The sequence below is a fragment of the Pedobacter sp. SYP-B3415 genome (assembly GCF_004138205.1).
Taxonomy (GTDB): domain Bacteria; phylum Bacteroidota; class Bacteroidia; order Sphingobacteriales; family Sphingobacteriaceae; genus Pedobacter.
Window position 1 is genome coordinate 19,480 of sequence record NZ_RXNQ01000008.1, and the last position, 23,433, is coordinate 42,912.

Genomic DNA, 23,433 nt, shown 5'->3' on the forward strand with positions numbered 1-23,433 from the left:
ATATGTGCGCAAAACACCAAAACTCCGAAGACATCACGTACGAAAGTTTACTGGAAGGTAACAAGGAATGGGTTGCCGAAACATTGAAAGAAGACCCGGCATTTTTTGAAAATCTCTCGAAAGGGCAGAAACCGCCCGTTCTCTGGATAGGATGTTCTGACAGCCGCGTGCCGGCAAATCAGATTACGAACACCCGCCCGGGCGATATATTTGTTCACCGTAACATAGCAAATGTGGTAGTGGGTACCGACCTGAACATGTTAAGCGTACTGGACTATTCTGTAAACGTTTTGAAAGTTCGTCATGTGATTGTATGCGGTCATTACGGATGCGGCGGCGTTAACGCGGCATTAGGAAATGCGCAGGTTGGTATCATCGATAACTGGCTGCGCAATATTAAAGATGTATATCGTCTGCATGAAGATGAACTGAACGAACTCCCTGACAGCCAGGCGCGCTTTGATCGTCTTGTAGAGCTGAATGCGATTGAAGGCGTTTATAACCTGAGTAAAACGAATATTGTTCAGAATGCATGGCGCAATGGCCAGGAGCTTTCTGTGCATGGCTGGGTATACAGCCTGCAAACCGGCCTGATTAAGGATCTGCAGGTAAGCTGTAAAAACAATGATCTCGTTGCTCCGATTTTCCGTTTTGGTTAAGTAACCGGTTAATACGCTAAACCCCGAAGCCAGCGGCTTCGGGGTTTTTTATTTCTATCATGTCTTCCGGCCCGCCGGCAACAGAAGCGGTCCGTAGCAGTTTAGCTAAACAAAAGCAACCAGGTATAAGCCGGATAGATCAAGTGGTCAGCGCTGTTAGCAGGCATCGTTTTCGACAGGGATGTTTCAGTAACATTTGCGCTCAGGCTTGGTCACTCAAAATGCCTGTTAACAAAGAAGGCGCCATTCAGGCGCCTTTGTTTTGTTAATCCTCTGCAAGGAATGGATACCGGTAATCAACCGGTGGCTCAAACGTCTCTTTAATCGTACGCGGTGAAACCCAGCGCAGCAGGTTGATCATCGAACCGGCTTTGTCATTGGTTCCTGAGCCGCGGGCGCCGCCAAAAGGCTGTTGGCCAACAACTGCACCAGTACATTTATCATTGATATAGAAGTTACCTGCGGCGTTTCTGAGCGCGTGGGTAGCCTTATCGATGGCATAGCGGTCCTGAGCAATCACGGCCCCGGTTAATGCATAGATCGATGTCTCATCAATCGTCTTCAATATCGAATCAAATTCGTTATCGGCATAGACATAAACTGTAAGAACCGGACCAAAAAGCTCTTCGCACATGGTCGTGTACTTAGGATCCTGAACAACCAATACAGTTGGCTCTATAAAATAACCTTTAGATTTGTCATAATTGCCGCCGGCAATGATTTCAACAGTCGGGTCATTTTTGGCTGCGTCAATATAGCTGGCCAGTTTATCAAAAGAGCGCTCGTTAATAACGGCATTGATAAAGTTGCTGAAGTCTTCAGTAGGACCCATCTTCATGTCTGCAAGATCTTTCAGCATCAGGTCTTTAATTGCCGGCCACACACTTTCTGCAATATATACCCGCGATGCGGCAGAGCATTTTTGTCCCTGGTATTCAAACGCACCGCGTACTATAGCTGTGCTTGCAGCCGGCACATCTGCCGAATGGTGAACAAGGATAAAGTCTTTACCGCCTGTTTCGCCGACAATGCGTGGATAGGTTTTGTATTTATGAATGTTTGTTCCGATCGTTTTCCAGATGTCCTGGAAAACTGCGGTTGACCCGGTAAAGTGTATACCCGCAAAGTCCGGATGGTTGAAGATCACGCTGCCTGCCTCGGGGCCGTCAACATAGATCAGGTTGATCACGCCATCAGGAACACCTGCTTCTTTGAATATCTCCATCAGCACGTTTGCTGCATAGATCTGGGTGTCGGCAGGTTTCCAGACTACAACATTGCCCATCATGGCGACGCAGCTTGGCAGGTTTCCGGCTATAGCCGTGAAGTTGAAAGGTGTTAAGGCAAATACGAACCCTTCAAGCGGACGTTGTTCCAGCCTGTTCCAGCTTCCGCGGGGCGATACGGGTGGCTGCTGTGCATAGATTTCGCTCATGTAACTTACATTGAAGCGAAGGAAATCGATGATTTCGCAGGCTGAGTCAATCTCGGCCTGATAAGCGTTCTTTGACTGGCCCAACATGGTAGCAGCATTCAGCTTATACCGGTACTTGCCGGCAATAAGGTCTGCTGCTTTCAGAAAAATGGCAGCCCTCTGCTCCCAGGGAAGGTTCTCCCAGTCAGCCTTTGCAGCGAGTGCAGCGTCAATAGCCTGCTCTATATGTTGTTTATTTCCGATACTGAATGTAGCCAGTACATGCCGGTGGTCATGCGGCGGAACAACCGTTCCTTTTTGTTCGGTATGTACTTCCTTACCGCCAATGTACATGGGTATATCGAGTTGTATGGCCCGCGCTTCGGTCAGTGCCGCCTTTAGTAATGCCCGTTCCCTGCTGCCGGGTGCATAACTTAAGATCGGTTCATTCACCGGCTGTGGAACATTAAAAAATCCTTTAGTCATGGTGTCTCAATTTGTGCGCAAAGATACGATTTTTAAATTTTTGTGCGCCCGGCTGCGCGTCTGTCATCAAGATAAATATGCACAGATTGCTTGGTTATGGCAGTCTACTGAGCATCGTAGATCACAACGCGTTCAAAAAACACCCGGAAGTTTTCCAGAAACGTTTTATGTACGGGATGCACCTGATAAATATCGTGCGCAGCAAGGTCGTCAAAGAACAGAATGAGGCTAAATGTGTAGGTTGTGTCTACGACTGCCCGTTCAATAGGTGCAGGGCTGCCGATATGAAACTGACGAACAACTTCAATGTTTTCGAGGGTTTCCAGCCCTCTTTTAAATTCAGCTTTTTCGGCATCGGTGGTTTCCGGTTTCAGCCAGAACAAAACGTGGTGTGCTATCATATGATTTTTGCCATGGTTGGCAAGGTAAAGATACTCTTTAAAAAATTAGGTAAAAAAGGCAACTTTTTTAACTTAAAGTTGGTAACTTTACGAAAGTTACCAACTTTGCAGGACTCGTAGTGTACCTGCACACGTTCAGAGTAGTTAGCAGAAACCTCAACGCGGCGGCTGTTCGATGCCATATAAGTTTCACGCAAATCCGTACTTTTGAGGTCTATGGTCAGTTTAGCCCGGCTTCTGCTTTTACCCTTTGCTATTCTGTATGGATTGATTATCCGGATTCGTCATTTACTGTATGATACCGGCGTATTTAAATCGAAATTATTTGATGTTCCGATCATCTGCGTTGGTAACCTGGCCATGGGAGGTGCCGGAAAAACCCCGCATACAGAATACCTCGTCAAACTTCTCCAGCCACATTTCAGGGTTGCCATTTTAAGCCGAGGGTATGGACGTAAAACAAAAGGTTATATCCGCGCAACAGTGGGAAGCACCGCTCTGACAATAGGCGACGAACCGATGCAGTACCTGCAGAAATTTCCAGGTGTTACAGTGGCCGTAGCTGAGCGGCGCGCAGAAGGTTTACACATGCTTCAACATGATCATGATGTGGTCATCCTTGACGATGCGTATCAGCACCGCGCAGTCCGGCCGGGCATGTCATTGCTGCTGTTCGATCAGGTTACACTCCAAAAAAAACAATATTTGTTTCCCGCCGGCAACCTGCGCGATGTTTTCAGCGCACGTAGACGCGCAGATTTATTTATCGTCACGAAATTGACCGCGCCCCCAGCTGCGTCATTGCAGGAATATTTTACACGCAGGTTGAATCCGGCTAAGCAACAGAAGATTTTTTTCTCCGGAATCAGGTATTCAAAGCCGAAACCCTTATTCGACATCCCTGACGGACACATAGAAGCGGGTATTGCCCCCGGAAATGCCATTTTGTTCACAGGGATCGCCAACCCCAAACCGTTGCAGGACCAGCTTGAAAGCGATGGCTGGATGATCACCCCGATGCGTTACCGGGATCACCATACTTTCAGCCGCGGGGATATTTTTGAACTCACTGCTGCCCTTAAAAGCCTGCCGGCGGATAAAAGAACCGTGCTGACAACAGAAAAGGATGCACAGCGTTTATTAGATGAAAGTTTAAGAGATTTACTCTTAAATTTGCCCGTATATTACATTCCCATAGAAATTGCCTTTTTTGACGAAGACAACCAGGGGTTTGATCAGGAAATTTTAGATTATGTTAAGAGCGCTGCAGGAAACCGTTGACTACATTAAACGGAAGACAGAAAACTTTGAGCCTGAGGCAGGCATTATTTTGGGTACCGGTCTCGGTGGCCTGGTTCAGGAAATCGAGATTTCCCAGCAGTTGCTGTATGCCAATATTCCAAATTTTCCGATTTCTACGCTTGAGTTTCATTCAGGCAAATTGATCTTCGGCATGCTGGAAGGTAAAAAGGTGGTTGCCATGCAGGGACGACTGCATTATTATGAAGGTTATTCCATGCAGCAGATTACTTTCCCCGTACGGGTAATGAAAATGTTGGGAATAACAAACCTGTTTGTTTCCAATGCTGCCGGCTCACTTAACCCATCATTTCGCAAGGGCGATCTGATGATCATTGAAGACCACATTAACCTTCAGCCTGATAATCCGCTGCGCGGGATAAATGACAGTGATCTGGGCCCCCGTTTTCCCGATATGAGCCAACCCTATAACAGGGAGTTGATAGACCGGGCTGTTGAACTGGCTAAGTCTGTTGATATCACCTGCCATAAAGGTGTTTATGTGGCTGTATCCGGACCAAATCTTGAGACCAAAGCCGAATACAAATATCTTCGGATTATCGGAGCTGATGCAGTGGGCATGAGCACTGTGCCGGAGGTCATCGTTGCCAACCATATGGGACTGCCAGTTTTTGCTATTTCTGTGCTTACCGATGAAGGTTTTCCGGAAGATTTACAGCCTTTTACGCTGCAAGAGATCCTGGAAACCGCTGCGCAGGCTGAGCCCAAAATGACCGAAATATTAAAAGGTTTAATTGCTTCCGTGTAATGCCTACTGTCTTCAGACTGCTCCTGGTTCTTGTGTTGTCTCTCTCGTTTGTGCGTCTTCATGCGCAGGACCTGAAAACCAACATCAATAAAAACAAGGAGATGGATTCCCTGCGCAATAAGATAGACGGGGCCCAGGATTCTGTGATTTTCACATCAAAATTTATCCGCTATACCAACCTGAGATTGCTTCGCGACAGTATTCAGACGCTGCCGCTCGATACGACCCTGCGTAATTTTCAGTATTCAAGTGTGCTTATTCAGCCAGAAAGGCCTACAGCTAATCTCGGTAACCTTGGCCTGGCTGCCATACCGCTTTTATTCGAGCACCGTAAAACAATTGGTTTTGATGCCGGATTTCATTCTTTAGACTGGTATAAAGTTGGTCCTGAGGATATTACTTATTATGTTGCCCGCACACCATTTACGCGTTTGTATTATGTCAGTGCCGGTCTTAAAGAGCAGGTTTTTCAGGTTACACACTCGCAGAACGTAACCAAGAACTGGAATGTCGGCGCCACTTACGACCGCATTGGTGCAAATGGATTTTATGCCCAGCAGCGTGGCGATCACCTGAATGCTACCCTTTTCAGCTGGTACAGGTCGCCTAATAAGCGATACAATCTCTGGGTAAATGCGATTTTCAACACGTTGAAGGCTTCTGAAAATGGCTCCACCCGAAATGACTCCATTTTTACCGCGCCGCCAACTGTTTCGCTTACGCGCGAAGCCGAAGAGGTAAGGTTGCGTGCTTCACGCCAAATCTACCGCAACTCCACATTTTTTCTCAGACAGAGTTATTTTGTAGGCCGGATTGATAGCCTTGTGCAGGATTCGGTGCAAAAAATTCTGCCCACTAACAAGTTGACCTATACGCTCTCATATAACCGCAATAGTTACGCTTTTCAAAAAGATGAAGCAGACGATTTTTCGGTTCTCCCTGAAGGCAGTTACGACCGGGTTTTTACCAATGATTCGGTGTCAGTCAAACATCTGCAGAATGAGTTCAACTACGGGTTTTTTCTCCGGGCACGGGGCTCTTCTATTATAAAGAATGAACTTAAACTGAATGCGGGGCTACGGGTTGACTATTATACGTTCACGCAGGGCAGTTATGGGGAAAGCGGGGGGCAGTACAATGGATATGGTACGAACTTCCTGAATTCTACTTTGTTAGGAAACGCCGGTTACCGCTTTAGCAACAGGATTGATCTGAACGTTGATCTTCAGCAGATTTTTCAGGGCCGGAACGCGGGCGATTTTCTGTATGAAGCAAAAAGTAATGTGCTTATTGGCAAATCTGCGGGCCGGATTGTTCTCGGCGCCTATCTGCAAAACAAGTCGCCTGAGGAGGTTTATAACACCTTCCTCGGTAACCACTATAGCTGGCGAAACAATGGCTTCGAGCGGACCAAAATAGCAAATCTGTCTTTCCAATACCTGAATGACAAGTACAATTTCAAGGCTACAGCAGATTATTACCTGATAAGTAACTATCTCTATTTTGAACGTGGTGCATTTGTAAACGGTTTCATCAGTCCGCAGCAGGCAGCACAGGATATCAACCTGCTGAAGATTACCGCCTCCAAGAAGGTTACCTTCGGAAAGTTTAATCTGGATCTTTTTATTGCATATCAGAAGAACAGCAATGAAAATGTCTTACGCACACCCGAATTTTACACGTTTAACAGCTTATATCTGAATCAAACGCTGTTCAAAGTTTTAAAAACAAATCTCGGGTTCGATGTGCGGTACAATACCGCGTACCGGGCATATTCGTATACGCCGGGCATCAGCCAGTTTTATATCGGACCTGATGTGACCTTTAGTACCTATCCAATCGTCGATGTTTTTCTGAAAGCAAATTTGAAACGTGCTAACCTGTTTGTAAAATACGATTATGCCAATCAGAAGTTGTTTACAAATGGCTTCTACACGGTTAACCGCTACCCAATGCAGGATGCGCTGCTGAAGTTCGGGGTTAGCTGGAATTTTTACGATTAATTAAAGGTTAAATAAATTTCTTTTTTATTTGTTTTTGATCAATTAATTGGTTAGTATTGGGGTATTAAACCTATCCCTATGAAAAACCAAGTTATGGCAGCACTCTGCTGCCTTGTTATCTTCGGTCTGTTCGCCTGTAAGAAGCAGCCGCAAATTGATGTGCCCGAAAACGTTCATCCGCAGCAGGAAACAGGGCTTGTTACCTTCGGGCGTATTCTTGCCAGGGCAGTCGCAGAAGACCCGGCTCTGCGAAGTTTCATACGTAGCGAGAGTCTGAAAAAATTTGATCTTGATTTCGATATCCTTTATGCGCGAACAAAAGACCAAAGGCTTCCTGACGGCCGGACACTGCGCGAAACGCTTATACCCTTCGCTAATGGAGCTGATGTTCTTGATAAACTTACTACAAATCATCCCTTGCTCACGATCTATGTGCCGTCGCTACCCGGGTTCGACGCAGTTTCCTGGGATGCGGCGGTCCGGATCCCCAAGGTAGCTATTGATGATCCTCAACATTCGAGCGTTCGCATTACAGACCATACCGGGAAAATTTTTGATATCCCGCCATCTTATTACCCGGCATTTCCGGTTCTTGTTGTGAAAAACAATGAGCGGGTGCGTCTGAAGCGTTCCGGGGGTGCGTCTACGGCGGGGGCAAACGGGCCCGTGCTCAACGATCAGTTCGTGTTTTTAGATGCGGCCTTTGACGGAGTCCATCCCGGCAGCAACAAGACAGCAAACGTTGTCACATATTCTTCCCAACAGACTGATCCGGTCAACATTGAAGCTTTTCATTCAGGAAATGAATGGCAACGCGACTATGTCTATTATGGAATTACGCCCGGACAGCCGACGGGTAAATTCAGGAACCACTTTAGCGAGTTTATAACTTCGTTCAGGTTCCTCAATGGTGGCGACGTAAACAACTATGGCGATCTTGGGCTGATCGCTGATCAAACAGAAGCGTCGGCACCGCACCGCCGTGATCCCCTGCCTCCTGCGGTCCGTAACCGTACACGGCCGGTATGGACCGAAGGAAATTTTGAATTTCGAATCACCATTGTTAATAACTCCAAAAACGGATTGGGCAGTCAGACAACCAAAGTTTTAAGTGTGGCACCGCAACAGCTTTTTGATGTTCGCTATAAAACGCTTATACGCGGAATCAATGAAGAGGAGAACCCGCGGTTCTGGGGTTCAGAACTTATGGTGATAAGGAGTATCACACCCCTCGAATACAATCCACGAATTGAGATCGGCCCGTGGGACCTTCAGAATTACGGTACGGCATGGAAGTTCCTCGTTTACGAGTTTGATGATGAGCAGGAAACCGCAACCGAGGTTGAACACAGTACAACCTATGCCACGAATTTTACGATTGATGGCATCGATATCTTTAAAATCGGCGCGAAATTCGGCGGCAGTATGACATCTGTTGAAAAACGTAGCTTCACAATCAAAACTACATTGGGCTCTGATTTTTTAGGTGAGGCCGCACTGAGTTTCGACCAACCTGTAATTACGGCTATCGATGGCAATGGAAACGTAACAAAACGCAGTATCGCCACGGGGGGGAGCTTGCGAATGGTTATCGAACCTGGACGGATTATGTAAAAGAACAGGGTGTCTCCAAAAAGGAGACACCCTGCAGGTCGTTTTTTGATCGCGACCTTAGAAAGCGTAGCCAATGCTGAAACTAATGACACGGTTGCTATACTTATTTGCGCCGTTCGCATTCCGGCGATCTTTCGGAGTCAGGTCTGCGAGGCCAAAGCCGTATCCAGCGTTCAGCGATGCGCCATTATCAAGTCTGAAACCCAACCCGCCGTTCAGTCCGAAATCAAGCTTTGTGAACTGGTCCGTTGCAGCCGATCCAAACCTGACATCGGCTGATTCGGTTGCGCCTGATTCGGTTTCAATTCTGAGCTTGCCCGAAAGTCCATAAGATACATATGGGCCGGCGTTGATCATCAATGTCCCCGCCTGACCAGCAGGGATACTGTATACGGCGTTTACCGGCACTTCAAGCCACAATGCACTGATCTTAAACGATCCGTTCTCGCCAGGCAGATCGGTTCTCTTCAGTTGCGTACCTTTTCCCTGCAGAGAAATTGCAGGCTGGACAGCGAATCGATCGCTGATATTCAGATTCAGGAATATACTCGCATTGAAGCCCGGAAGATAACTTTGATAGTCGTCATCTACACCATTGAAGCTTCCGCCTTCAACAGCGAATCTGGATAAATTAAGGCCGGCCCGAATACCAAAACGTGGCGGCCGTTTTTTAAGAAATCCGTTTGCTGACTTGCTGCCGGAACTGGCTGTTGCCTTTGTGCTGCTTTGCGGTAACAATGAACGATCAGAATAGGCTCCCTGTCTGCGGCTCGTGGTGGAGGATGAACTTTGTGAGGAACTTGCCGGCTTCGGTTTTGCGGCTGCGTTATTCTTTGCAGGGCTGCTTGTCTTTGCATTACCGTTTGTCTTTGGCCGGGTAACTTGTTTGCGTGTGGTAGCGCCCGTGTTCTTCGTCTTTGTTTGTTTACTCGCTGAAGACGAAGCTGTCTTTGATTCTGAGTGCTTCTTTTTGGCAGTGGGTTTCTGTGCTTGCGCGTTCACAGAAGGGATGGTTAACAGCAAAAGAGCTGTCGCAAGAAAGATTTGTTTCATGAGGTAAATAATTGTTTAGCATCCGTGCACACCCTGTGCACGTGTATCATTTGACCCCTTGATGCTTCCCTCACCGCGAAAGCCGTGCCAGACGGGCGCCTGCATTACGGAAAAACTATTCTGCAAATAAAAAAGGGGTGCCGATCGAGGCACCCCTTAATTTTAGACAGCGTTCGTTTAGAACGAATAACCTACTGTGAAACCAACAATGCGATTTGTCCATTTCATGTCGCCGCTGCGTGCGTCTTTGGGGATCTGATTAGCCAGACCCAAGCCATAGTTTGCACCAATCAAAAATCCGTTGTTCAGGCGGTAACCCAGGCCAAAGTTGGCACCGAAGTCCATAGAGCTCAAATCATCATCTGTTGTGTTACCGAACTCTATATCTGATTCGGTAGAACCGCCGGTACTGCCCACAGAACCTTCAGTTTTTGTTTTACCGGAGATATTAAATCCGATGTACGGACCGGCACTGATCTGAACGGCACCCGCGTTACCGGTTGGAATGCGGAAGACTGCGTTTACAGGTACATCTACCGACATCACATTCTGGGTTACAGAAACGTTTGCGGCTCCGGGCGTGTTTTCCCATTTACCACCCTTATTCTGCAAGGTAATACCAGGCTGGATAAAGAAATTGTTTGCTACACCGAAGTCGCCGAAGCCGGTTACGCTAAAACCTACGTTATCTTTGGCATAATCATTCAGATTCATTCCATCTCCTGATGAATGCAAACGAGATAAGTTTACACCAGCTTTAAGTCCGAAACGTGCTTCATTTCCACTCATCCTGTTTTGTGCCATTGCTGCTGTTGATAACACTACCGCTGCAGCTCCTAAGAAAAACTTTTTCATACTATTCGTTTTTAGTAATTTTCAAAATTTGTAGCCGGGAAAATCTTTTTTTTTATACCCGACTTTGCAAGTCTCAAGGCCAAAGGATGTGCCAAAGCAGGAAATCTGTCAGGTTGTTAAATGGTAATATATTGGTTTATAGCTGTTTGAAAGTAAGCTCGCGTAGAAATCCCCGCGAACGGGATTTTCAGTACGTTTCAACGAGAGTGTATAGATAATAGGATACTTTCCCTTAGATCAGCTCCGGCTACAGACTGCGTTAAGTCTTTTGAGGCCTCTTTTTTGCCGCGGGAAACAGAACATTATTCAGGATCAGCCGGTAGCCAGCTGAATTCGGGTGCAGGTTCAGGTCTGTAGGCGGATCACCTACTGCATGTTGATAGTCCTCAGGATCGTGGCCTCCGTAGAAGGTGAACTGCCCCTTGCCAACTTCCCCATGAAGATACCGCACTTCTCCAGCGCCTTTATTTTCGCCCAGAACCGTCACGTTCGGCTTTACCAGGCTTCGCCTGAAGGCTGTTGTCTGTCCCATAAAGCCTTTAATAACTTTATCATGATTCTGCGTTAGCATAGTAGGTACCAGGTCCCACTTTGCCGAAAAATCGAATAAACTGAAAAAGTCGTTTGTTTGAACGAGGTTCCGGCTGTCAGTTACATCAATGTCTGAGAATTCATAATGCAGGGGGTTTTGATCCAGATGAAAATCCTGAAAGGCAAGCGTGCTTGAAAAGTCCAGTTTTTTTTGAGCATCCGGATCTGCGCCGTCTCCGTCAAACATCTGGGCACAGATGTCGGTATTGGCGGCGCTCAGCGCGATGTCGAAGCTATCAGTGCCTGAGCACATCGCGAAAAGAAATCCGCCGCCGGCGCAATATTTTTTTATTTTCTGAGCAACCGCCAGTTTCATTTGTGAAACTTTGCTGAAACCGTTTTTTCGGGCAGTCGCCTCCTGTGTCTTCACGTCAGCCTGGTACCACGACGTATACCTGAACGCACTCCAAAATCTTCCATACTGACCGGTAAAATCCTCATGATGCAGGTGCAGCCAATCATATTGGCTTAGTTTGTCATGCAGGATCTCTTCATCATAAATGACCTCATAAGGAATTTCGGCATATGTCAAAACGAGGGTAACGGCGTCATCCCACGGAAGTTTGCTTTTTGGCGAGTACACTGCGATTTTAGGAGCCTTCTCCAGTTTAACCATTTCCATGTTCACAGAAGGGTCACTGATCTCGTTTAACAGTTCGGTCACTTTACCGTCTGCGATAACACTGTGAGAAACGCCGCGTATCTTACACTCATCTTCAATGGTTTTGTTGTATGAGATGAGGAAACTGCCGCCCCGGTAATTCAAAAGCCAGTCTACCGGCACCTGCCGTTTGATTGTCCAAAAAGCAATGCCGTAAGCCTTTAAATGGTTCTTCTGGTCACCATCCATAAATATCAGTATGGATGATGCATGAACTTTTAGCGTAAGCATCAGAACGCACAGAATAAGTGATATCTTTTTCATGGAATGCACGTTAAAGTTACCGTTTGGTTGTAATATAAACCAGAGGTTCGGATATTTAAACGCGGAAAGCGCGGGCTCAATTACGCACTAAACGCAAAAGGCGTCTTCAGAAGGGCTGAAAAAAACAATCTCAAAAATTTTGATTAGGTTTGCCGTTTATATTAAAGATATGAGTAAAGCAATAATTAAAACCGAAAAGGGAGAAATGACCGTCCAGTTCTATGATCAGGACGCTCCGAATACTGTTGCAAACTTCAAGAAACTTGCCCGGGAAGGGTTCTATGACGGTGTTACTTTTCACCGTGTTATACCTGATTTCGTTGTTCAGGGTGGTTGTCCAAACTCAAAGGATCCGGCAAAAGCACACCTTGCGGGTACAGGCGGCCCTGGCTACAAAATTGATTGCGAACTTACAGGCGAGAACCAGTATCATGACCGTGGTGTTCTTTCTATGGCACACGCTGGTCGCAATACCGGCGGATCACAGTTTTTTATTTGCCATAGCCGTAATAATACCGCTCACCTCGATCGCAACCATACCTGTTTCGGAAAGGTTGTTGAAAACGTCGATCTTGTGGATGATATCCGCCAGGGGGACAAAATTACCACAATAGAAGTTATCGAAGATTAAACCGGCCGAAATACAGTTCGACCTGCGTCGGCTGAATTTCTGCACCAAGATTTAGCATATATGAACTTAAGAGGATTAGTTGCCGTTTCCGGCCGCCCCGGCCTTTTTAAACTAGTGGGACAGAACAAGGCGGGCTATGTTCTGGAAGGACTTGACGAACAAAAACTCAAGATCATCGCCAACCTGTCTACAACCAAACTCGCATCACTGGAAGATATCACTGTTTACGGTGAAGATGACGAATTGAAACTGATCGATATCTTTACAAAGATGGGCGAGAAGGGAACAACCCCGGATGTAAAAGCAGACACGGCATCGCTGCGTGAATACTTCAGAGAAGTAGCGCCTGGACACGATGAGGAGAAAGTTTATGCATCTGATATGAAAAAGATCATAACCTGGTTTAGCCTCATTAAAGACCTCCCGCTCTTTACAGAAGAAGCGCCTGCAGCGCCGGGCGAAGGTAGTGATGCTACGGTTAAAGTTGATGAAAAGAGCGATAAAAAACCGAAGGCAGTAGCAAAACCTGCAAACGCAAAAGCACCGAGCAAGACATCGGCACCGGCCAAAAAGGCGAGCATGACCAGCAAGAAAGGCGTTTAGCCACCTGTACCGAATCAAAATTGAAGGCTGTTCCCCTGCGGAACGGCCTTTTTTGTTTAAAGAAAATACATAAGTGCAATAAAAGCTGCAATGGCAATAACGATGGCAATTGTAAGATAACGGCCCTCGCCAAGACGGCTGCTTTTAAACTTATAATCTCTTTTTAGTTTGATGTTACTTCCCGGGTCTCTCATATTATTATTTCTTTTTTTGACAGGAACTTTAGCGTTCCGCGATCGCATCTTATTATCCGGATGCGGCTGAGCCGCAAATTCCACAATTTATGCGTGATGGTAAGGTTCGTTTTTCAGGATGGTGAATGCCCTGTATAGTTGCTCAGTAAAAAACAAGCGGATCATTTGGTGGGAGAAGGTCATATCTGATAACGACAGCATCCCGTTCGCCCGGTTATATACCTCGTCGGCAAAACCATAAGGGCCGCCTATTATAAATACGAGACTTCCGGTGCCTCCAACCATGTGTTTGTTTAAAAACTGGGAGAAACTGACAGAGTTGTATTTTTTTCCACGCTCATCCATCAAAATGACAACATCGGCGTTTCCCAATTGTTTCAGGATCAGCTCGGCTTCCTTGCTTTTCTGTTGAGCTTCAGACAGGTGTTTTGTGTTCTTAATATCAGGAATGACCTGTAAGCTAAAGCCGATGTAATGTTTAAGACGTGCAAGATATTTATCAATGCCGGTATTCAGCCAGCCCTCTTCCGTTTTTCCTACTACTATCAGCTTAATCTTCATGGGTTAGATCCAAATCCTTATCTTCGGGATTTACCCCGCAAATATAATGTTAAAACCTAAGGTTAGTGCCCTGCAGGATTATGAGGCTGCTGTCGAGGCGCTCGAAGGTGAAGCTGCTATTTTAAAGCGCAGAATTAACCGGTTTTCATTGTTCCGGCTGCTGTCTTTCAGTTGCATCATTGCCGTCTTCGTTCTCGTATTCAGATATGGCAGCTGGGAATGGGCCGCAGTGTCAAGTTTGTTCCCGCTTATCTTGTTTGTACAGATCATCCGCCGGCAGGCGAAGCTAGCTGCCCAGGACGACTTCCAGAACCGACTCATCTGGACCTATAAAAACGAAATTGCGCTATGCAACGGGCAGCCGAACGGCTATGACAACGGTTTGAACTTTGTGAATGAAGGCCATCCTTATCTTTCTGATCTTGATATTTTTGGTCCGGGCTCTGTTTACGAACGGTTCAATCGTTGCACAGGCAGTGAGGCATGCCGGAACCTGGCGGAAGCACTGTCTGAAGCGCGCAGCGAAGAGCAAATTCGTATGCGGCAGGAAGCCATCGCTGAACTCATTCCGCGCCACACTGAAAGTTTCCGGTTTCGGGCTTTCATGCGGGCCATTGATCCCGGGTTAATTGATGACGTTGAAAGGCAACTCGGTGGGCGGCTTAGACAGGAAATGACTTTTCTTGAAAGCAAATTGCTGAGGGGCTACACCCGGCTGGTACCATATCTTATGGGCGGGCTGTTCATTTTTGCAATATATGTGGAAGGTGCTGCATGGAGTTTTTTCGGAATGGCTGCACTGCTGAATGCGACGATTGTTTTGTTCAATATGCGCAGCATTAATAACGTACATGCGGGTTTTGGCAGGGGCTCTGCTCAGCTTCAGGCTTTTTCTGAAGCCATAAGCTGGCTGGAAGACGGCCAATGGAAAAGCCCCTTACTTACAGGCACATCGGCGGCGGGTTCGGCGCAGCCTGCTTCTGCGGCCATAAGGCGCCTGGCTGTAATCTTACGTGCCTTTGATGCCCGTCTGAATATGCTTGTGGGCGGCTTTCTGAACATGATGGCGCTGTGGGACATTCGCTGCTGCTTTAGCCTGAGTACATGGCTGGATACAGATTCAGCGGCCGTAACCGGAGGTTTCAGACGCGTTGCCGCATTTGAAGAATTCATTTCCTTTTCCACACTTGCCGCGAACCACCCTGACTGGACGCTGCCCGTTATCAAAAATGAGTTTTGTTTCCGGGCTGCAGCCCTGGCACATCCCTTAATTGACGAAAACCTGCGCATTCCGAATGATTTTGTTTTTGCAGATCATCCTGTGGCCGATCTCATTACGGGTTCAAACATGGCAGGAAAAAGCACTTTTCTGCGCACTGTAGGCGTAAACATTGTCCTTGCCTATGCGGGTGCCCATGTTTGCGCAGACAGGATGGAGTTGTCGGTATTCAACCTGTTTACCTATATGCGCATCAGAGATTCACTGAATGATCGTACTTCAACCTTTAAAGCCGAATTAAACCGGCTTAAGATGATTCTTAAGGGGGTTCAGCGGCAAAGGCGACCGCTTGTTCTGATCGACGAGATGCTTCGCGGAACCAACAGCCGGGATAAATACCTCGGTTCAAAAGTTTTTCTGGAAAACCTGATCGCTACCGGTACGCCCGTTCTATTTGCTACGCACGATCTTCAACTTGCTTCGCTGGAAGAAGAATATAGCGGAAAGGTCCGGAATTTTCATTTTGATATCCAGATAAGCCAGGGTGATATGCGGTTCGATTACAAGCTGAAGAGCGGTCCCTGCAGGATATTCAATGCCGCGCTGCTGCTGCAGGAGATCGGCCTGGCAATCAGCCCGGGCGCAAATGATCTGCGCGAGGAGGCTTAATGTTAAATTAACAGGGTGTAGTTAACTTGCCCCGAACATAAACAACTTTTCTGATGAAGGCATCGGATTTCGGACCGGATTTTTTGTGGGGCATAGCGGTTGCTGCGGCACAAGTAGAAGGTGCTGCGCTTGAAGGCGGCAAGGGCCTTTCCATCTGGGATACCTTTGCGGCCAGAAGCGGAAAAATAAAAAAAGCTGCTGTTCCGAGTGTTGCCTGCGATTTCTACCACCGCTATAAAGAGGACATTACTGCCGTTAAATTCCTGGGATTTAAGATTTTTCGCTTCTCAATCGCCTGGTCGCGTGTATTGCCAGCCGGGCGCGGACTGCCTAACCAGGATGGTCTGGGATTTTATCACCGCGTTATCGATGAATGTCTGCAGCAGTGTCTTGTTCCATATATCACACTCTACCATTGGGACCTGCCCGATGCGTTGGAACAGGAAGGCGGGTGGACGGCTTTCAGCATCAACGAGGCATTCAATAACTTTGTAAAACTTTGCGCGGTTGAATACGGGTATAAAGTGAAACATTGGATCGTTCTGAATGAGCCTTTTGGTTATACCTCTCTTGGTTACATGCTCGGCATGCATGCACCGGGAAAAACCGGGTTAAACAACTTCTTCGCCGCGGTTCACCATACCGCATTGGCGCAGGCAGACGGCGGACGCATTCTTCGCAGTGAGGTTAGCAAAGCGCACATCGGTACGACCTATTCCTGTTCAAAGATTCTTCCGCATACCAACAGCCCCAACGATGAACTCGTGGCACGCCGCATCGATTGCCTCATGAACAGGCTGTTTATTGAACCCGCGCTTGGCCTTGGTTACCCAACGGCAGACTGGGAACTCCTGGAGCGTTTCAATGTTCGTTTCGCTACCTGGCGGCTTACTGCACGGATGCGGTTCGATTTCGATTTTATAGGACTGCAAAACTATTTTCCGCTGACGGTAAAATATAATCCGTTGATTCCTGTCATTCAGGCCTGGGAGGTAAAGGCAAAAAATCGCAAACGCCCTCATACCGGCATGGGCTGGGAAGTAAGCGGCCTTCATTTTGCCGGGATCATCAGGCAGTTTGCTGCTTATGAAAATATGCCGCCTATCATGATATCAGAGAATGGCGCCGCTTACCATGATAAGCTGATCAGCGGCCGCGTACATGATGACGAGCGAGTCGCATTTTTTAAGGAGTATCTGGCGGCCCTTCTGGAACTTAAAAACGAAGGCCTTAACATTAGCGGTTACCTTGTCTGGACGCTCATGGACAACTTCGAATGGGCTGAAGGTTACCAGGCCAGGTTCGGTCTGATGTATACCGATTTTAAAACACGGGAACGATTTATGAAAGATTCCGGCCACTGGTGGAAAGACTTTCTGGCTTCCTGAAGCAAATACACGTTCATAAAAAAGGGGCGCAGATTCTGTGCCCCTTTTTATTAAATGTTATGGCTTATGCGTTTGCAGCAGCTTGTTTCCTGATAATATTCAGTGCACCACCAGCCTTGAACCACTCGATTTGCTGAGCGTTGTAGCTATGATTAACCGTGATTTCGTCTGATGAGCCGTCTGAGTGGTTTAGGATCAGCGTCAGCGAACGCTCAGGTGAGAACTCCGTCAGCCCGATGATGTCGATCACATCGTCTTCACGAATTTTATCATAATCATCCTTATCTGCAAAGGTAAGGGCAAGCATACCTTGTTTTTTAAGGTTGGTTTCATGGATACGCGCAAAAGATTTTACGAGTACTGCACGAACGCCCAGATGGCGAGGTTCCATTGCTGCATGCTCGCGCGATGAACCTTCACCGTAGTTCTCATCGCCTACAACGATAGAACCAAGACCGGCAGCCTTGTAGTCGCGCTGGGTAGCAGGTACAGGTCCGTATTCGCCGGTCAGCTGATTTTTAACAGTATCAGTCTGATCGTTGAAATAGTTTACTGCACCAATCAGCATGTTGTTTGAAATGTTATCAAGGTGACCGCGGAATTTTAACCATGGACCAGCCATCGAAATGTGGTCGGTTGTACATTTACCTTTTGCCTTGATCAGAAGTTTTAATCCTTTCAGATCAGTACCTTCCCACGCAGTGAACGGATCAAGTAACTGGAGACGGTGTGATGTTGGTGAAACAATTACCTCAACTCCGCTGCCGTCGGCAGCAGGTGCCTGATAACCCGCATCTTCTACCGCAAACCCTCTTGTAGGCAGTTCAAAGCCTGTTGGCGGATCAAGTTTAACCTGTTCGCCGCGCTCGTTGGTAAGCGTATCTGTAATCGGGTTGAAGCCGAGATCGCCGGCAATTGCCATGGCTGTAACCAGTTCAGGTGATCCTACAAACGCAAAAGTATTCGGGTTGCCGTCAGCGCGTTTCGCAAAGTTCCGGTTAAACGAGTGTACAATCGTGTTTTTTTCCTGTTTTTCAGCACCAACGCGATCCCACATACCAATACATGGTCCGCAGGCATTTGTAAACACTGTGGCACCGATGTTATCAAGTACTTCAAGCAAGCCATCGCGTTCTACCGTATAACGGATCTGCTCAGACCCCGGGTTAATGCAGTACTGTGCTTTTGTAGTCAGTCCTTTTTCAGACACCTGGCGGGCAACACTTACCGCGCGTGAGATATCCTCATAAGAAGAGTTTGTGCATGAACCGATCAGGCCCACTTCAATTTTCAGCGGCCAGCCGTTCCGTTCAGCTTCTTCTTTCATTTTTGAGATCGGCGTAGCCAGATCCGGAGTGAAAGGGCCGTTCAGGTAAGGCTCGAGTTCATCAAGATTGATCTCGATTAACTGATCAAAATATTTTTCAGGCTGCTCGTAAACATCTGCGTCGCCTGTAAGATGCTCTTTTATTTCATTTGCAAGGTCAGCAACTTCTTCGCGACCGGTTGCGCGCAGGTAACGTTCCATGCTCTCATCATAACCAAAGGTCGATGTTGTTGCACCAACTTCTGCGCCCATGTTGCAGATGGTACCTTTGCCTGTACAACTCATATTGGTTGCGCCCTCGCCAAAGTACTCAACGATCGCACCGGTGCCGCCTTTTACAGTCAGGATGCCCGCTACTTTCAGAATAACGTCTTTTGCTGATGTCCAGCCGTTCAGTTTACCTGTCAGTTTTACACCGATCAGTTTCGGGAATTTAAGTTCCCACGGCAAGCCGGCCATTACATCACAGGCATCTGCACCGCCAACACCGATGGCAACCATACCCAGGCCGCCGGCATTTACCGTATGCGAGTCGGTACCGATCATCATGCCGCCCGGAAATGCATAGTTTTCCAGAACAACCTGGTGAATAATACCTGCACCCGGTTTCCAGAAACCGATGCCATATTTATTTGATACAGAAGAAAGGAAATCAAAAACTTCCTTACTTTCTGTTCTTGCATGTGGAAGGTCGACTGCTGCGCCTTCTTTTGCGGTAATCAGGTGATCACAGTGAACAGAAGATGGAACGGCAACTTTTGGCCGTCCTGCCTGCATAAACTGGAGAAGCGCCATCTGGGCAGTCGCATCCTGCATGGCTACACGATCCGGTGCGAAATCTACGTAATCAGATCCGCGGGAAAATGCCCTCGTCGGATTTCCATCCCAAAGGTGCGCATACAAAATTTTCTCAGAGAGTGTTAAAGGCCTGCCAACTACTTTTCTGGCGGCCTCTACGCGGCTGCCGAAGTTTGCATAAACCTTTTTAATCATGTCTATGTCGAATGCCATTGATTTTAAATTAAAAGGTACTACTTTGCTTCAAATTGTGCGAATTTACAAAAAATACCCCGCCGGGGACATCATTACACCGTCATTGTATTATTTGGAAGTGTTCTAAATAACTGGGTGGCTGTCCGTTTTCGGCCAGCACCTGTGCAATAATGAACACCGCCGAAGCTTAATTTGTTGTCTGCTTTATGTAAACCATCATTCCGATTACTTTTTTTGTTCTGGCATGCGTTTCGCAAGCGGCATCGGCGTTAAAGGGCCTCAAAAGCGTAACCATCAGCAATAAGCTGCTCAATGGTGCGGGGAAGCGCATACTGCAGGCGGTCAAAGGCTTTCAGGCTGTCGTGAAAGACAATGACAGAGCCGTTTGTAACATGTTGCAACACGTTTTGAAGACATTTTTCGGGCGATAAATTCGTGTCGAAATCGCCGCTGAGCACATCCCACATGATGATGTTAATTCCGGGAAGCTCAGCACGCAGTGCACGAATCTGCGACTTTTTGATGCGGCCATACGGCGGACGGAAAAGGGAGGTCTGAGTGACCTGCTGACATTGACGGAAGTTTTCCAGGTAGCTTGCATCATCTGTAGCCCAGCCTTTAAGGTGATTGAAGGTATGATTACCTATTGCGTGCCCGGCATCACGCACCTGAAGATAGATCTTAGGGTGCTTGATGATGTTATCGCCAATACAAAAAAAGGTAGCTTTGATGCCATGATGCTTTAAAGTTTTTAGAACGAAGGGTGTAACATCAGGTATAGGGCCATCGTCAAAGGTCAGATAAACAACTTTCCGCTCGCGGCTCTTGTGCCAGGTGAGCGACGGATAGTACCACCTGAGCAGCCTTGGGGTCTTGACGAGATACATAACCAAAGGTAATAAATTGGTACCGGTGTACTTAAAAATTTACAGATAAATAAAGTTGTTTATACTATAATTGTGAAAATTAACATATGAGAACTGCTACATTCAAAAGCCTGGTGTCCAGGGTATTTCTAATGACCGCAATGGTCGCTGCCACAGCCGGAACAGCTGCAGCGCAGGAAATACTAACCATTCAGGAGGCAATTGAAAGAACACTTAAAAATAACCTGACTATCAAGCAGACCGGCCTGAATGTATCACGCGCAGAGGTAGACCTGTTGCAGTCGCGTGCAGCGCTTTATCCCAGTCTGAACGGAGGTATCAACCAGAATATGAACTGGGGCCGTAGCCAGCAGGCTTCAGGTGTTTTCGAAAATACGCAGAATTACCAGGCAAGCGGAAGCCTGTCTACAAGTCTGGATGTATTTGGCGGCTTTGCAAAGATCAACACGATCAAACAGAACAGGCTTCTGCTTGATGCCGGACGCAGTAATCTGGAAAAGGCAAAGAATGACCTGATCCTTCAGGTAATGACCGCGTACTTCCAGATCGTTTTTAATACCGAACTCTTAAAGTCTACCGAGCAGCAGCTTGCCGTAGCAAAACAAACGCTGCAGCGCGAACAGGCCCTGCTTGACGCGGGAAATAAAACGCTCGCCGATATCTCGCAGGCAAAGGCCCAGGTTGCAACTGCCGAATTAAACCGTACAGATGCCGAGAACGCCCTCACAATTTCTTACCTGACGCTTAATCAGCTGATGGAGATCAGGCCTGAAGATGTAAAGCCTTTTAGCGTAAAGGCGCCTACGGCGGAAGAAATCATACAAAATGTAAACCTGCAGTCTGTCGATGAAGTGTATAAAACGACTGTCAACGTCTTCCCCGATGTTAAAGTGGCAGAGTTTAACAGGCTTGCGGCAGAAAAAGGCATTGACGTAGCGCGCGGGGCTATTTTTCCAAGGATTAGTTTGAATGCCGGATTAGGCTCATTATATTTCTATCGTTTTAATCTCCCGGTCGATTTTTCAAATCCTGATTTCAATTCTCAGCTGAGAGACAACTTTGGTCAGAATGTAGGCCTTTCTATCCAGATTCCGGTATTTAACGGTCTACAGGTGCGTTCTTCAGTAAAACGGGCGAAGATTAGTTATGAAAACGCGAAGATCGAGGAGCAATGGACAAAAAACAACTTAAATAAAGTGGTATCCCAGGCTATCGCAGATCAGAGAGCCGCCATAAGCCGGTACAGTTCTACTCAGAATACGCTCAAGGCTCAGCAGGATGCGTTCAACGTAATCGAACAGCGCTACAATGTCGGTCTTGTTAACTCGCTTGATTATAACATTTCCCGCACAAACAGGAACAATGCTGAAATCGACTTTATCCGGGCAAAATATGACCTGCTGTTCAGGGCGAAGGTGATCGATTATTACCTGGGCAAACAAATTACATTCTAAAACCAAACAAGGCAATACAATACTATTATGAAACTGAAGCACATCTTAATTGCAGTAGGATTTATCCTCGTCATTCTAATCGGCCTGAGTATGGCTGGCGTAATCGGCGGAGATAAGACCGAAAAAGTCACCGTTGAAAAAGCCAGTGCGCGAAAGGTGATAGAGACCGTTACTGCAAGCGGAAAGATCCAGCCTGAAACCGAAGTCAAACTCAGCTCTGAAGTATCGGGCGAGGTAGTGGAGCTGCTGGTGAAAGAGGGAGACCGCGTAAAAAAAGGACAACTGCTTTGTAAGGTTCGTCCAGACGTTCTGCAGTCAGGATACGAACGGGCTGTAGCCTCATACAATACACAACGTGCCAGTCTGGCCGCTTCAGAACAAATGCTGAAACAGGCTCAGGCCAACTTTACAAATACGGAAGCTACATACAAACGGAACGTCGAGCTCTTCAAGAAAAAAGTAATCTCAGCCTCAGAATTTGATTCGGCAAAAGCTGCATACCTGGCGGCCCAGGCCGACTTAGCCAGGCTGAAGGCGAATGTGCAGGGCGCACGTTCGGGGCTTAATGAATCTGGTGCGAACGTAAAAGAAGCAGGTGCCAACCTGGCGCGGACCACCATTTTTGCCCCCGTAGATGGTGTAATCTCAAAACTGTCTGTTGAGCTCGGAGACAGGATTCTTGGAACTGTGCAGAATGCCGGAACGGAAATTATGCGCATTTCTAACCTGAGCACCATGGAAGTAAACGTTGATGTGAATGAGAATGATATCAACCGGGTTAACCTTGGTGACAGCGCCACGATCGAGGTAGATGCGTTTGCTGATAAAAAGTTCAAGGGCGTTGTTACCGAAATAGCAAGTTCGTCGAAAGATATCGGCTCGGCAGCTGCCAGCACCTCTGTAGACCAGGTTACCAACTTTGTTGTAAAAGTGCGCATTATTCCTGAATCATATGCCTCAGTTAAACTGGGTGCAAAAGATCTGCCCTCGCCTTTCCGTCCCGGGTTGTCTGCAACTGTCGACATTCAGAGTGAGTCTGTAAACGGACTTTCTGTGCCGATTCAATCGATCTTTACAGATACAAAAAAGGCAGCTGAAACAGCCGGGCGCGATGGCCGCCCTGAGCAGGACAGCCAGGAAAAAAATAAACTTACAGACAAGACAATCAAACAGTATGTTTACCTGTACAACAGCAATGGTACGGTCAAGAAAGCTGAAGTTACTACCGGTATCCAGAATGACCAGTATATCATTGTTAAAACCGGCATCAAATCAGGGCAGGAGATTGTAACGGGGCCTTATTCAGCTATTCAGAATAAGTTGAAAGATGGTCTGAAAGTAGAAAAAACGACTAAAGACCAGTTGTTTAATAAAGATGGCAAGAAGTAGCCATCCGCAGTACAGCTGAAATATCTAACTTGTCCCGGTTTAAAACATT

The 23,433-nt window shown here is 47.1% G+C and carries 20 protein-coding genes; 11 read left to right on the forward strand and 9 right to left on the reverse strand.

Annotated features, from left to right (window positions below):
- Positions 1-2 precede the first annotated feature (2 nt).
- Positions 3-659: a carbonate dehydratase gene (gene can / locus EJV45_RS05000; protein WP_129714563.1), complete on the forward strand. Its 657-nt coding sequence runs from the start codon at positions 3-5 to the stop codon at positions 657-659.
- Between the two features lie 265 nt (positions 660-924).
- Here can and pruA read toward each other — a convergent pair whose 3' ends face one another.
- Positions 925-2,559: an L-glutamate gamma-semialdehyde dehydrogenase gene (pruA, locus tag EJV45_RS05005; RefSeq protein ID WP_129714564.1), complete on the reverse strand. Its 1,635-nt coding sequence runs from the start codon at positions 2,557-2,559 to the stop codon at positions 925-927.
- 104 nt (positions 2,560-2,663) lie between these two features.
- Positions 2,664-2,960 carry a Dabb family protein gene (locus EJV45_RS05010; protein WP_129714565.1) on the reverse strand — a complete coding sequence of 99 codons (297 nt, stop codon included), beginning with the start codon at positions 2,958-2,960 and terminating at the stop codon, positions 2,664-2,666.
- 216 nt (positions 2,961-3,176) lie between these two features.
- Between EJV45_RS05010 and lpxK the strand changes: the two genes are divergently transcribed.
- The 4 genes from lpxK to EJV45_RS05030 all read left to right on the forward strand — a co-directional run bounded on the left by lpxK (position 3,177) and on the right by EJV45_RS05030 (position 8,645).
- Positions 3,177-4,241 (forward strand): tetraacyldisaccharide 4'-kinase, encoded by a 1,065-nt coding sequence (lpxK, locus tag EJV45_RS05015; protein WP_129714566.1) that lies wholly within the window; start codon positions 3,177-3,179, stop codon positions 4,239-4,241.
- Complete coding sequence (locus EJV45_RS05020) at positions 4,213-5,028, forward strand: purine-nucleoside phosphorylase (RefSeq protein WP_129714567.1); 816 nt, start codon at positions 4,213-4,215, stop codon at positions 5,026-5,028. Before lpxK ends, EJV45_RS05020 begins: the two co-directional genes overlap by 29 nt.
- Positions 5,028-7,031 carry a putative porin gene (locus EJV45_RS05025; protein WP_129714568.1) on the forward strand — a complete coding sequence of 668 codons (2,004 nt, stop codon included), beginning with the start codon at positions 5,028-5,030 and terminating at the stop codon, positions 7,029-7,031. The genes EJV45_RS05020 and EJV45_RS05025 overlap by 1 nt, the downstream gene beginning before the upstream one ends.
- A 78-nt stretch (positions 7,032-7,109) precedes the next feature.
- Positions 7,110-8,645, forward strand: coding sequence for a hypothetical protein (locus EJV45_RS05030; RefSeq protein ID WP_129714569.1), 1,536 nt, complete (start codon positions 7,110-7,112; stop codon positions 8,643-8,645).
- A 57-nt stretch (positions 8,646-8,702) separates the two neighbouring features.
- On the opposite strand, the gene EJV45_RS05035 is transcribed toward EJV45_RS05030, so the two are convergent.
- From EJV45_RS05035 to EJV45_RS05045, 3 genes are all read right to left on the reverse strand, one after another.
- A complete protein-coding gene (locus EJV45_RS05035) occupies positions 8,703-9,698 on the reverse strand; it encodes a porin family protein (protein WP_129714570.1) in 996 nt (331 codons plus the stop codon).
- Between the two features lie 177 nt (positions 9,699-9,875).
- Positions 9,876-10,553, reverse strand: a complete 678-nt coding sequence (locus EJV45_RS05040) for a porin family protein (RefSeq protein ID WP_129714571.1) — start codon at positions 10,551-10,553, stop codon at positions 9,876-9,878.
- 259 nt (positions 10,554-10,812) lie between these two features.
- Positions 10,813-12,069, reverse strand: coding sequence for an asparagine synthetase B (locus EJV45_RS05045; RefSeq protein ID WP_240755203.1), 1,257 nt, complete (start codon positions 12,067-12,069; stop codon positions 10,813-10,815).
- Positions 12,070-12,238: 169 nt separating this feature from the next.
- Between EJV45_RS05045 and EJV45_RS05050 the strand changes: the two genes are divergently transcribed.
- Positions 12,239-12,700: a peptidylprolyl isomerase gene (locus EJV45_RS05050; RefSeq protein ID WP_129714572.1), complete on the forward strand. Its 462-nt coding sequence runs from the start codon at positions 12,239-12,241 to the stop codon at positions 12,698-12,700.
- A gap of 60 nt (positions 12,701-12,760) precedes the next feature.
- A complete protein-coding gene (locus EJV45_RS05055; protein ID WP_129714573.1) occupies positions 12,761-13,303 on the forward strand; it encodes a DUF5606 domain-containing protein in 543 nt (180 codons plus the stop codon).
- Between the two features lie 56 nt (positions 13,304-13,359).
- Here EJV45_RS05055 and EJV45_RS19415 read toward each other — a convergent pair whose 3' ends face one another.
- Positions 13,360-13,497: a hypothetical protein gene (locus EJV45_RS19415; protein ID WP_165304981.1), complete on the reverse strand. Its 138-nt coding sequence runs from the start codon at positions 13,495-13,497 to the stop codon at positions 13,360-13,362.
- Positions 13,498-13,584: 87 nt separating this feature from the next.
- The gene (rlmH, locus tag EJV45_RS05060; protein WP_129714574.1) at positions 13,585-14,058 is read right to left on the reverse strand and encodes a 23S rRNA (pseudouridine(1915)-N(3))-methyltransferase RlmH; all 474 of its coding nucleotides are present in this window, start codon (positions 14,056-14,058) and stop codon (positions 13,585-13,587) included.
- A gap of 46 nt (positions 14,059-14,104) precedes the next feature.
- Between rlmH and EJV45_RS05065 the strand changes: the two genes are divergently transcribed.
- Both EJV45_RS05065 and EJV45_RS05070 read left to right on the forward strand, forming a co-directional pair.
- Positions 14,105-15,946: a DNA mismatch repair protein MutS gene (locus EJV45_RS05065; RefSeq protein ID WP_129714575.1), complete on the forward strand. Its 1,842-nt coding sequence runs from the start codon at positions 14,105-14,107 to the stop codon at positions 15,944-15,946.
- Positions 15,947-15,999: 53 nt separating this feature from the next.
- Positions 16,000-17,334, forward strand: a complete 1,335-nt coding sequence (locus tag EJV45_RS05070) for a glycoside hydrolase family 1 protein (protein WP_240755205.1) — start codon at positions 16,000-16,002, stop codon at positions 17,332-17,334.
- Between the two features lie 64 nt (positions 17,335-17,398).
- On the opposite strand, the gene EJV45_RS05075 is transcribed toward EJV45_RS05070, so the two are convergent.
- Positions 17,399-19,672, reverse strand: coding sequence for an aconitate hydratase (locus EJV45_RS05075; protein ID WP_129714577.1), 2,274 nt, complete (start codon positions 19,670-19,672; stop codon positions 17,399-17,401).
- Between the two features lie 251 nt (positions 19,673-19,923).
- Positions 19,924-20,541 (reverse strand): polysaccharide deacetylase family protein, encoded by a 618-nt coding sequence (locus EJV45_RS05080; RefSeq protein ID WP_129714578.1) that lies wholly within the window; start codon positions 20,539-20,541, stop codon positions 19,924-19,926.
- 86 nt (positions 20,542-20,627) lie between these two features.
- On the opposite strand from EJV45_RS05080, the gene EJV45_RS05085 reads away from it, so the two are divergent.
- Positions 20,628-21,995, forward strand: a complete 1,368-nt coding sequence (locus EJV45_RS05085; RefSeq protein ID WP_129714579.1) for a TolC family protein — start codon at positions 20,628-20,630, stop codon at positions 21,993-21,995.
- 27 nt (positions 21,996-22,022) lie between these two features.
- Positions 22,023-23,384: an efflux RND transporter periplasmic adaptor subunit gene (locus tag EJV45_RS05090; RefSeq protein ID WP_129714580.1), complete on the forward strand. Its 1,362-nt coding sequence runs from the start codon at positions 22,023-22,025 to the stop codon at positions 23,382-23,384.
- The last annotated feature ends 49 nt before the right edge of the window (positions 23,385-23,433 follow it).

Coding starts and splice junctions, on each gene's coding strand:
- can (WP_129714563.1), top strand. CDS start 3: ATGTGCGCAAAACACCAAAACTCCGAAGACATCACGTACGAAAGTTTA.
- pruA (WP_129714564.1), bottom strand. CDS start 2,559: ATGACTAAAGGATTTTTTAATGTTCCACAGCCGGTGAATGAACCGATC.
- EJV45_RS05010 (WP_129714565.1), bottom strand. CDS start 2,960: ATGATAGCACACCACGTTTTGTTCTGGCTGAAACCGGAAACCACCGAT.
- lpxK (WP_129714566.1), top strand. CDS start 3,177: ATGGTCAGTTTAGCCCGGCTTCTGCTTTTACCCTTTGCTATTCTGTAT.
- EJV45_RS05020 (WP_129714567.1), top strand. CDS start 4,213: ATGTTAAGAGCGCTGCAGGAAACCGTTGACTACATTAAACGGAAGACA.
- EJV45_RS05025 (WP_129714568.1), top strand. CDS start 5,028: ATGCCTACTGTCTTCAGACTGCTCCTGGTTCTTGTGTTGTCTCTCTCG.
- EJV45_RS05030 (WP_129714569.1), top strand. CDS start 7,110: ATGAAAAACCAAGTTATGGCAGCACTCTGCTGCCTTGTTATCTTCGGT.
- EJV45_RS05035 (WP_129714570.1), bottom strand. CDS start 9,698: ATGAAACAAATCTTTCTTGCGACAGCTCTTTTGCTGTTAACCATCCCT.
- EJV45_RS05040 (WP_129714571.1), bottom strand. CDS start 10,553: ATGAAAAAGTTTTTCTTAGGAGCTGCAGCGGTAGTGTTATCAACAGCA.
- EJV45_RS05045 (WP_240755203.1), bottom strand. CDS start 12,069: ATGAAAAAGATATCACTTATTCTGTGCGTTCTGATGCTTACGCTAAAA.
- EJV45_RS05050 (WP_129714572.1), top strand. CDS start 12,239: ATGAGTAAAGCAATAATTAAAACCGAAAAGGGAGAAATGACCGTCCAG.
- EJV45_RS05055 (WP_129714573.1), top strand. CDS start 12,761: ATGAACTTAAGAGGATTAGTTGCCGTTTCCGGCCGCCCCGGCCTTTTT.
- EJV45_RS19415 (WP_165304981.1), bottom strand. CDS start 13,497: ATGAGAGACCCGGGAAGTAACATCAAACTAAAAAGAGATTATAAGTTT.
- rlmH (WP_129714574.1), bottom strand. CDS start 14,058: ATGAAGATTAAGCTGATAGTAGTAGGAAAAACGGAAGAGGGCTGGCTG.
- EJV45_RS05065 (WP_129714575.1), top strand. CDS start 14,105: ATGTTAAAACCTAAGGTTAGTGCCCTGCAGGATTATGAGGCTGCTGTC.
- EJV45_RS05070 (WP_240755205.1), top strand. CDS start 16,000: ATGAAGGCATCGGATTTCGGACCGGATTTTTTGTGGGGCATAGCGGTT.
- EJV45_RS05075 (WP_129714577.1), bottom strand. CDS start 19,672: ATGGCATTCGACATAGACATGATTAAAAAGGTTTATGCAAACTTCGGC.
- EJV45_RS05080 (WP_129714578.1), bottom strand. CDS start 20,541: ATGTATCTCGTCAAGACCCCAAGGCTGCTCAGGTGGTACTATCCGTCG.
- EJV45_RS05085 (WP_129714579.1), top strand. CDS start 20,628: ATGAGAACTGCTACATTCAAAAGCCTGGTGTCCAGGGTATTTCTAATG.
- EJV45_RS05090 (WP_129714580.1), top strand. CDS start 22,023: ATGAAACTGAAGCACATCTTAATTGCAGTAGGATTTATCCTCGTCATT.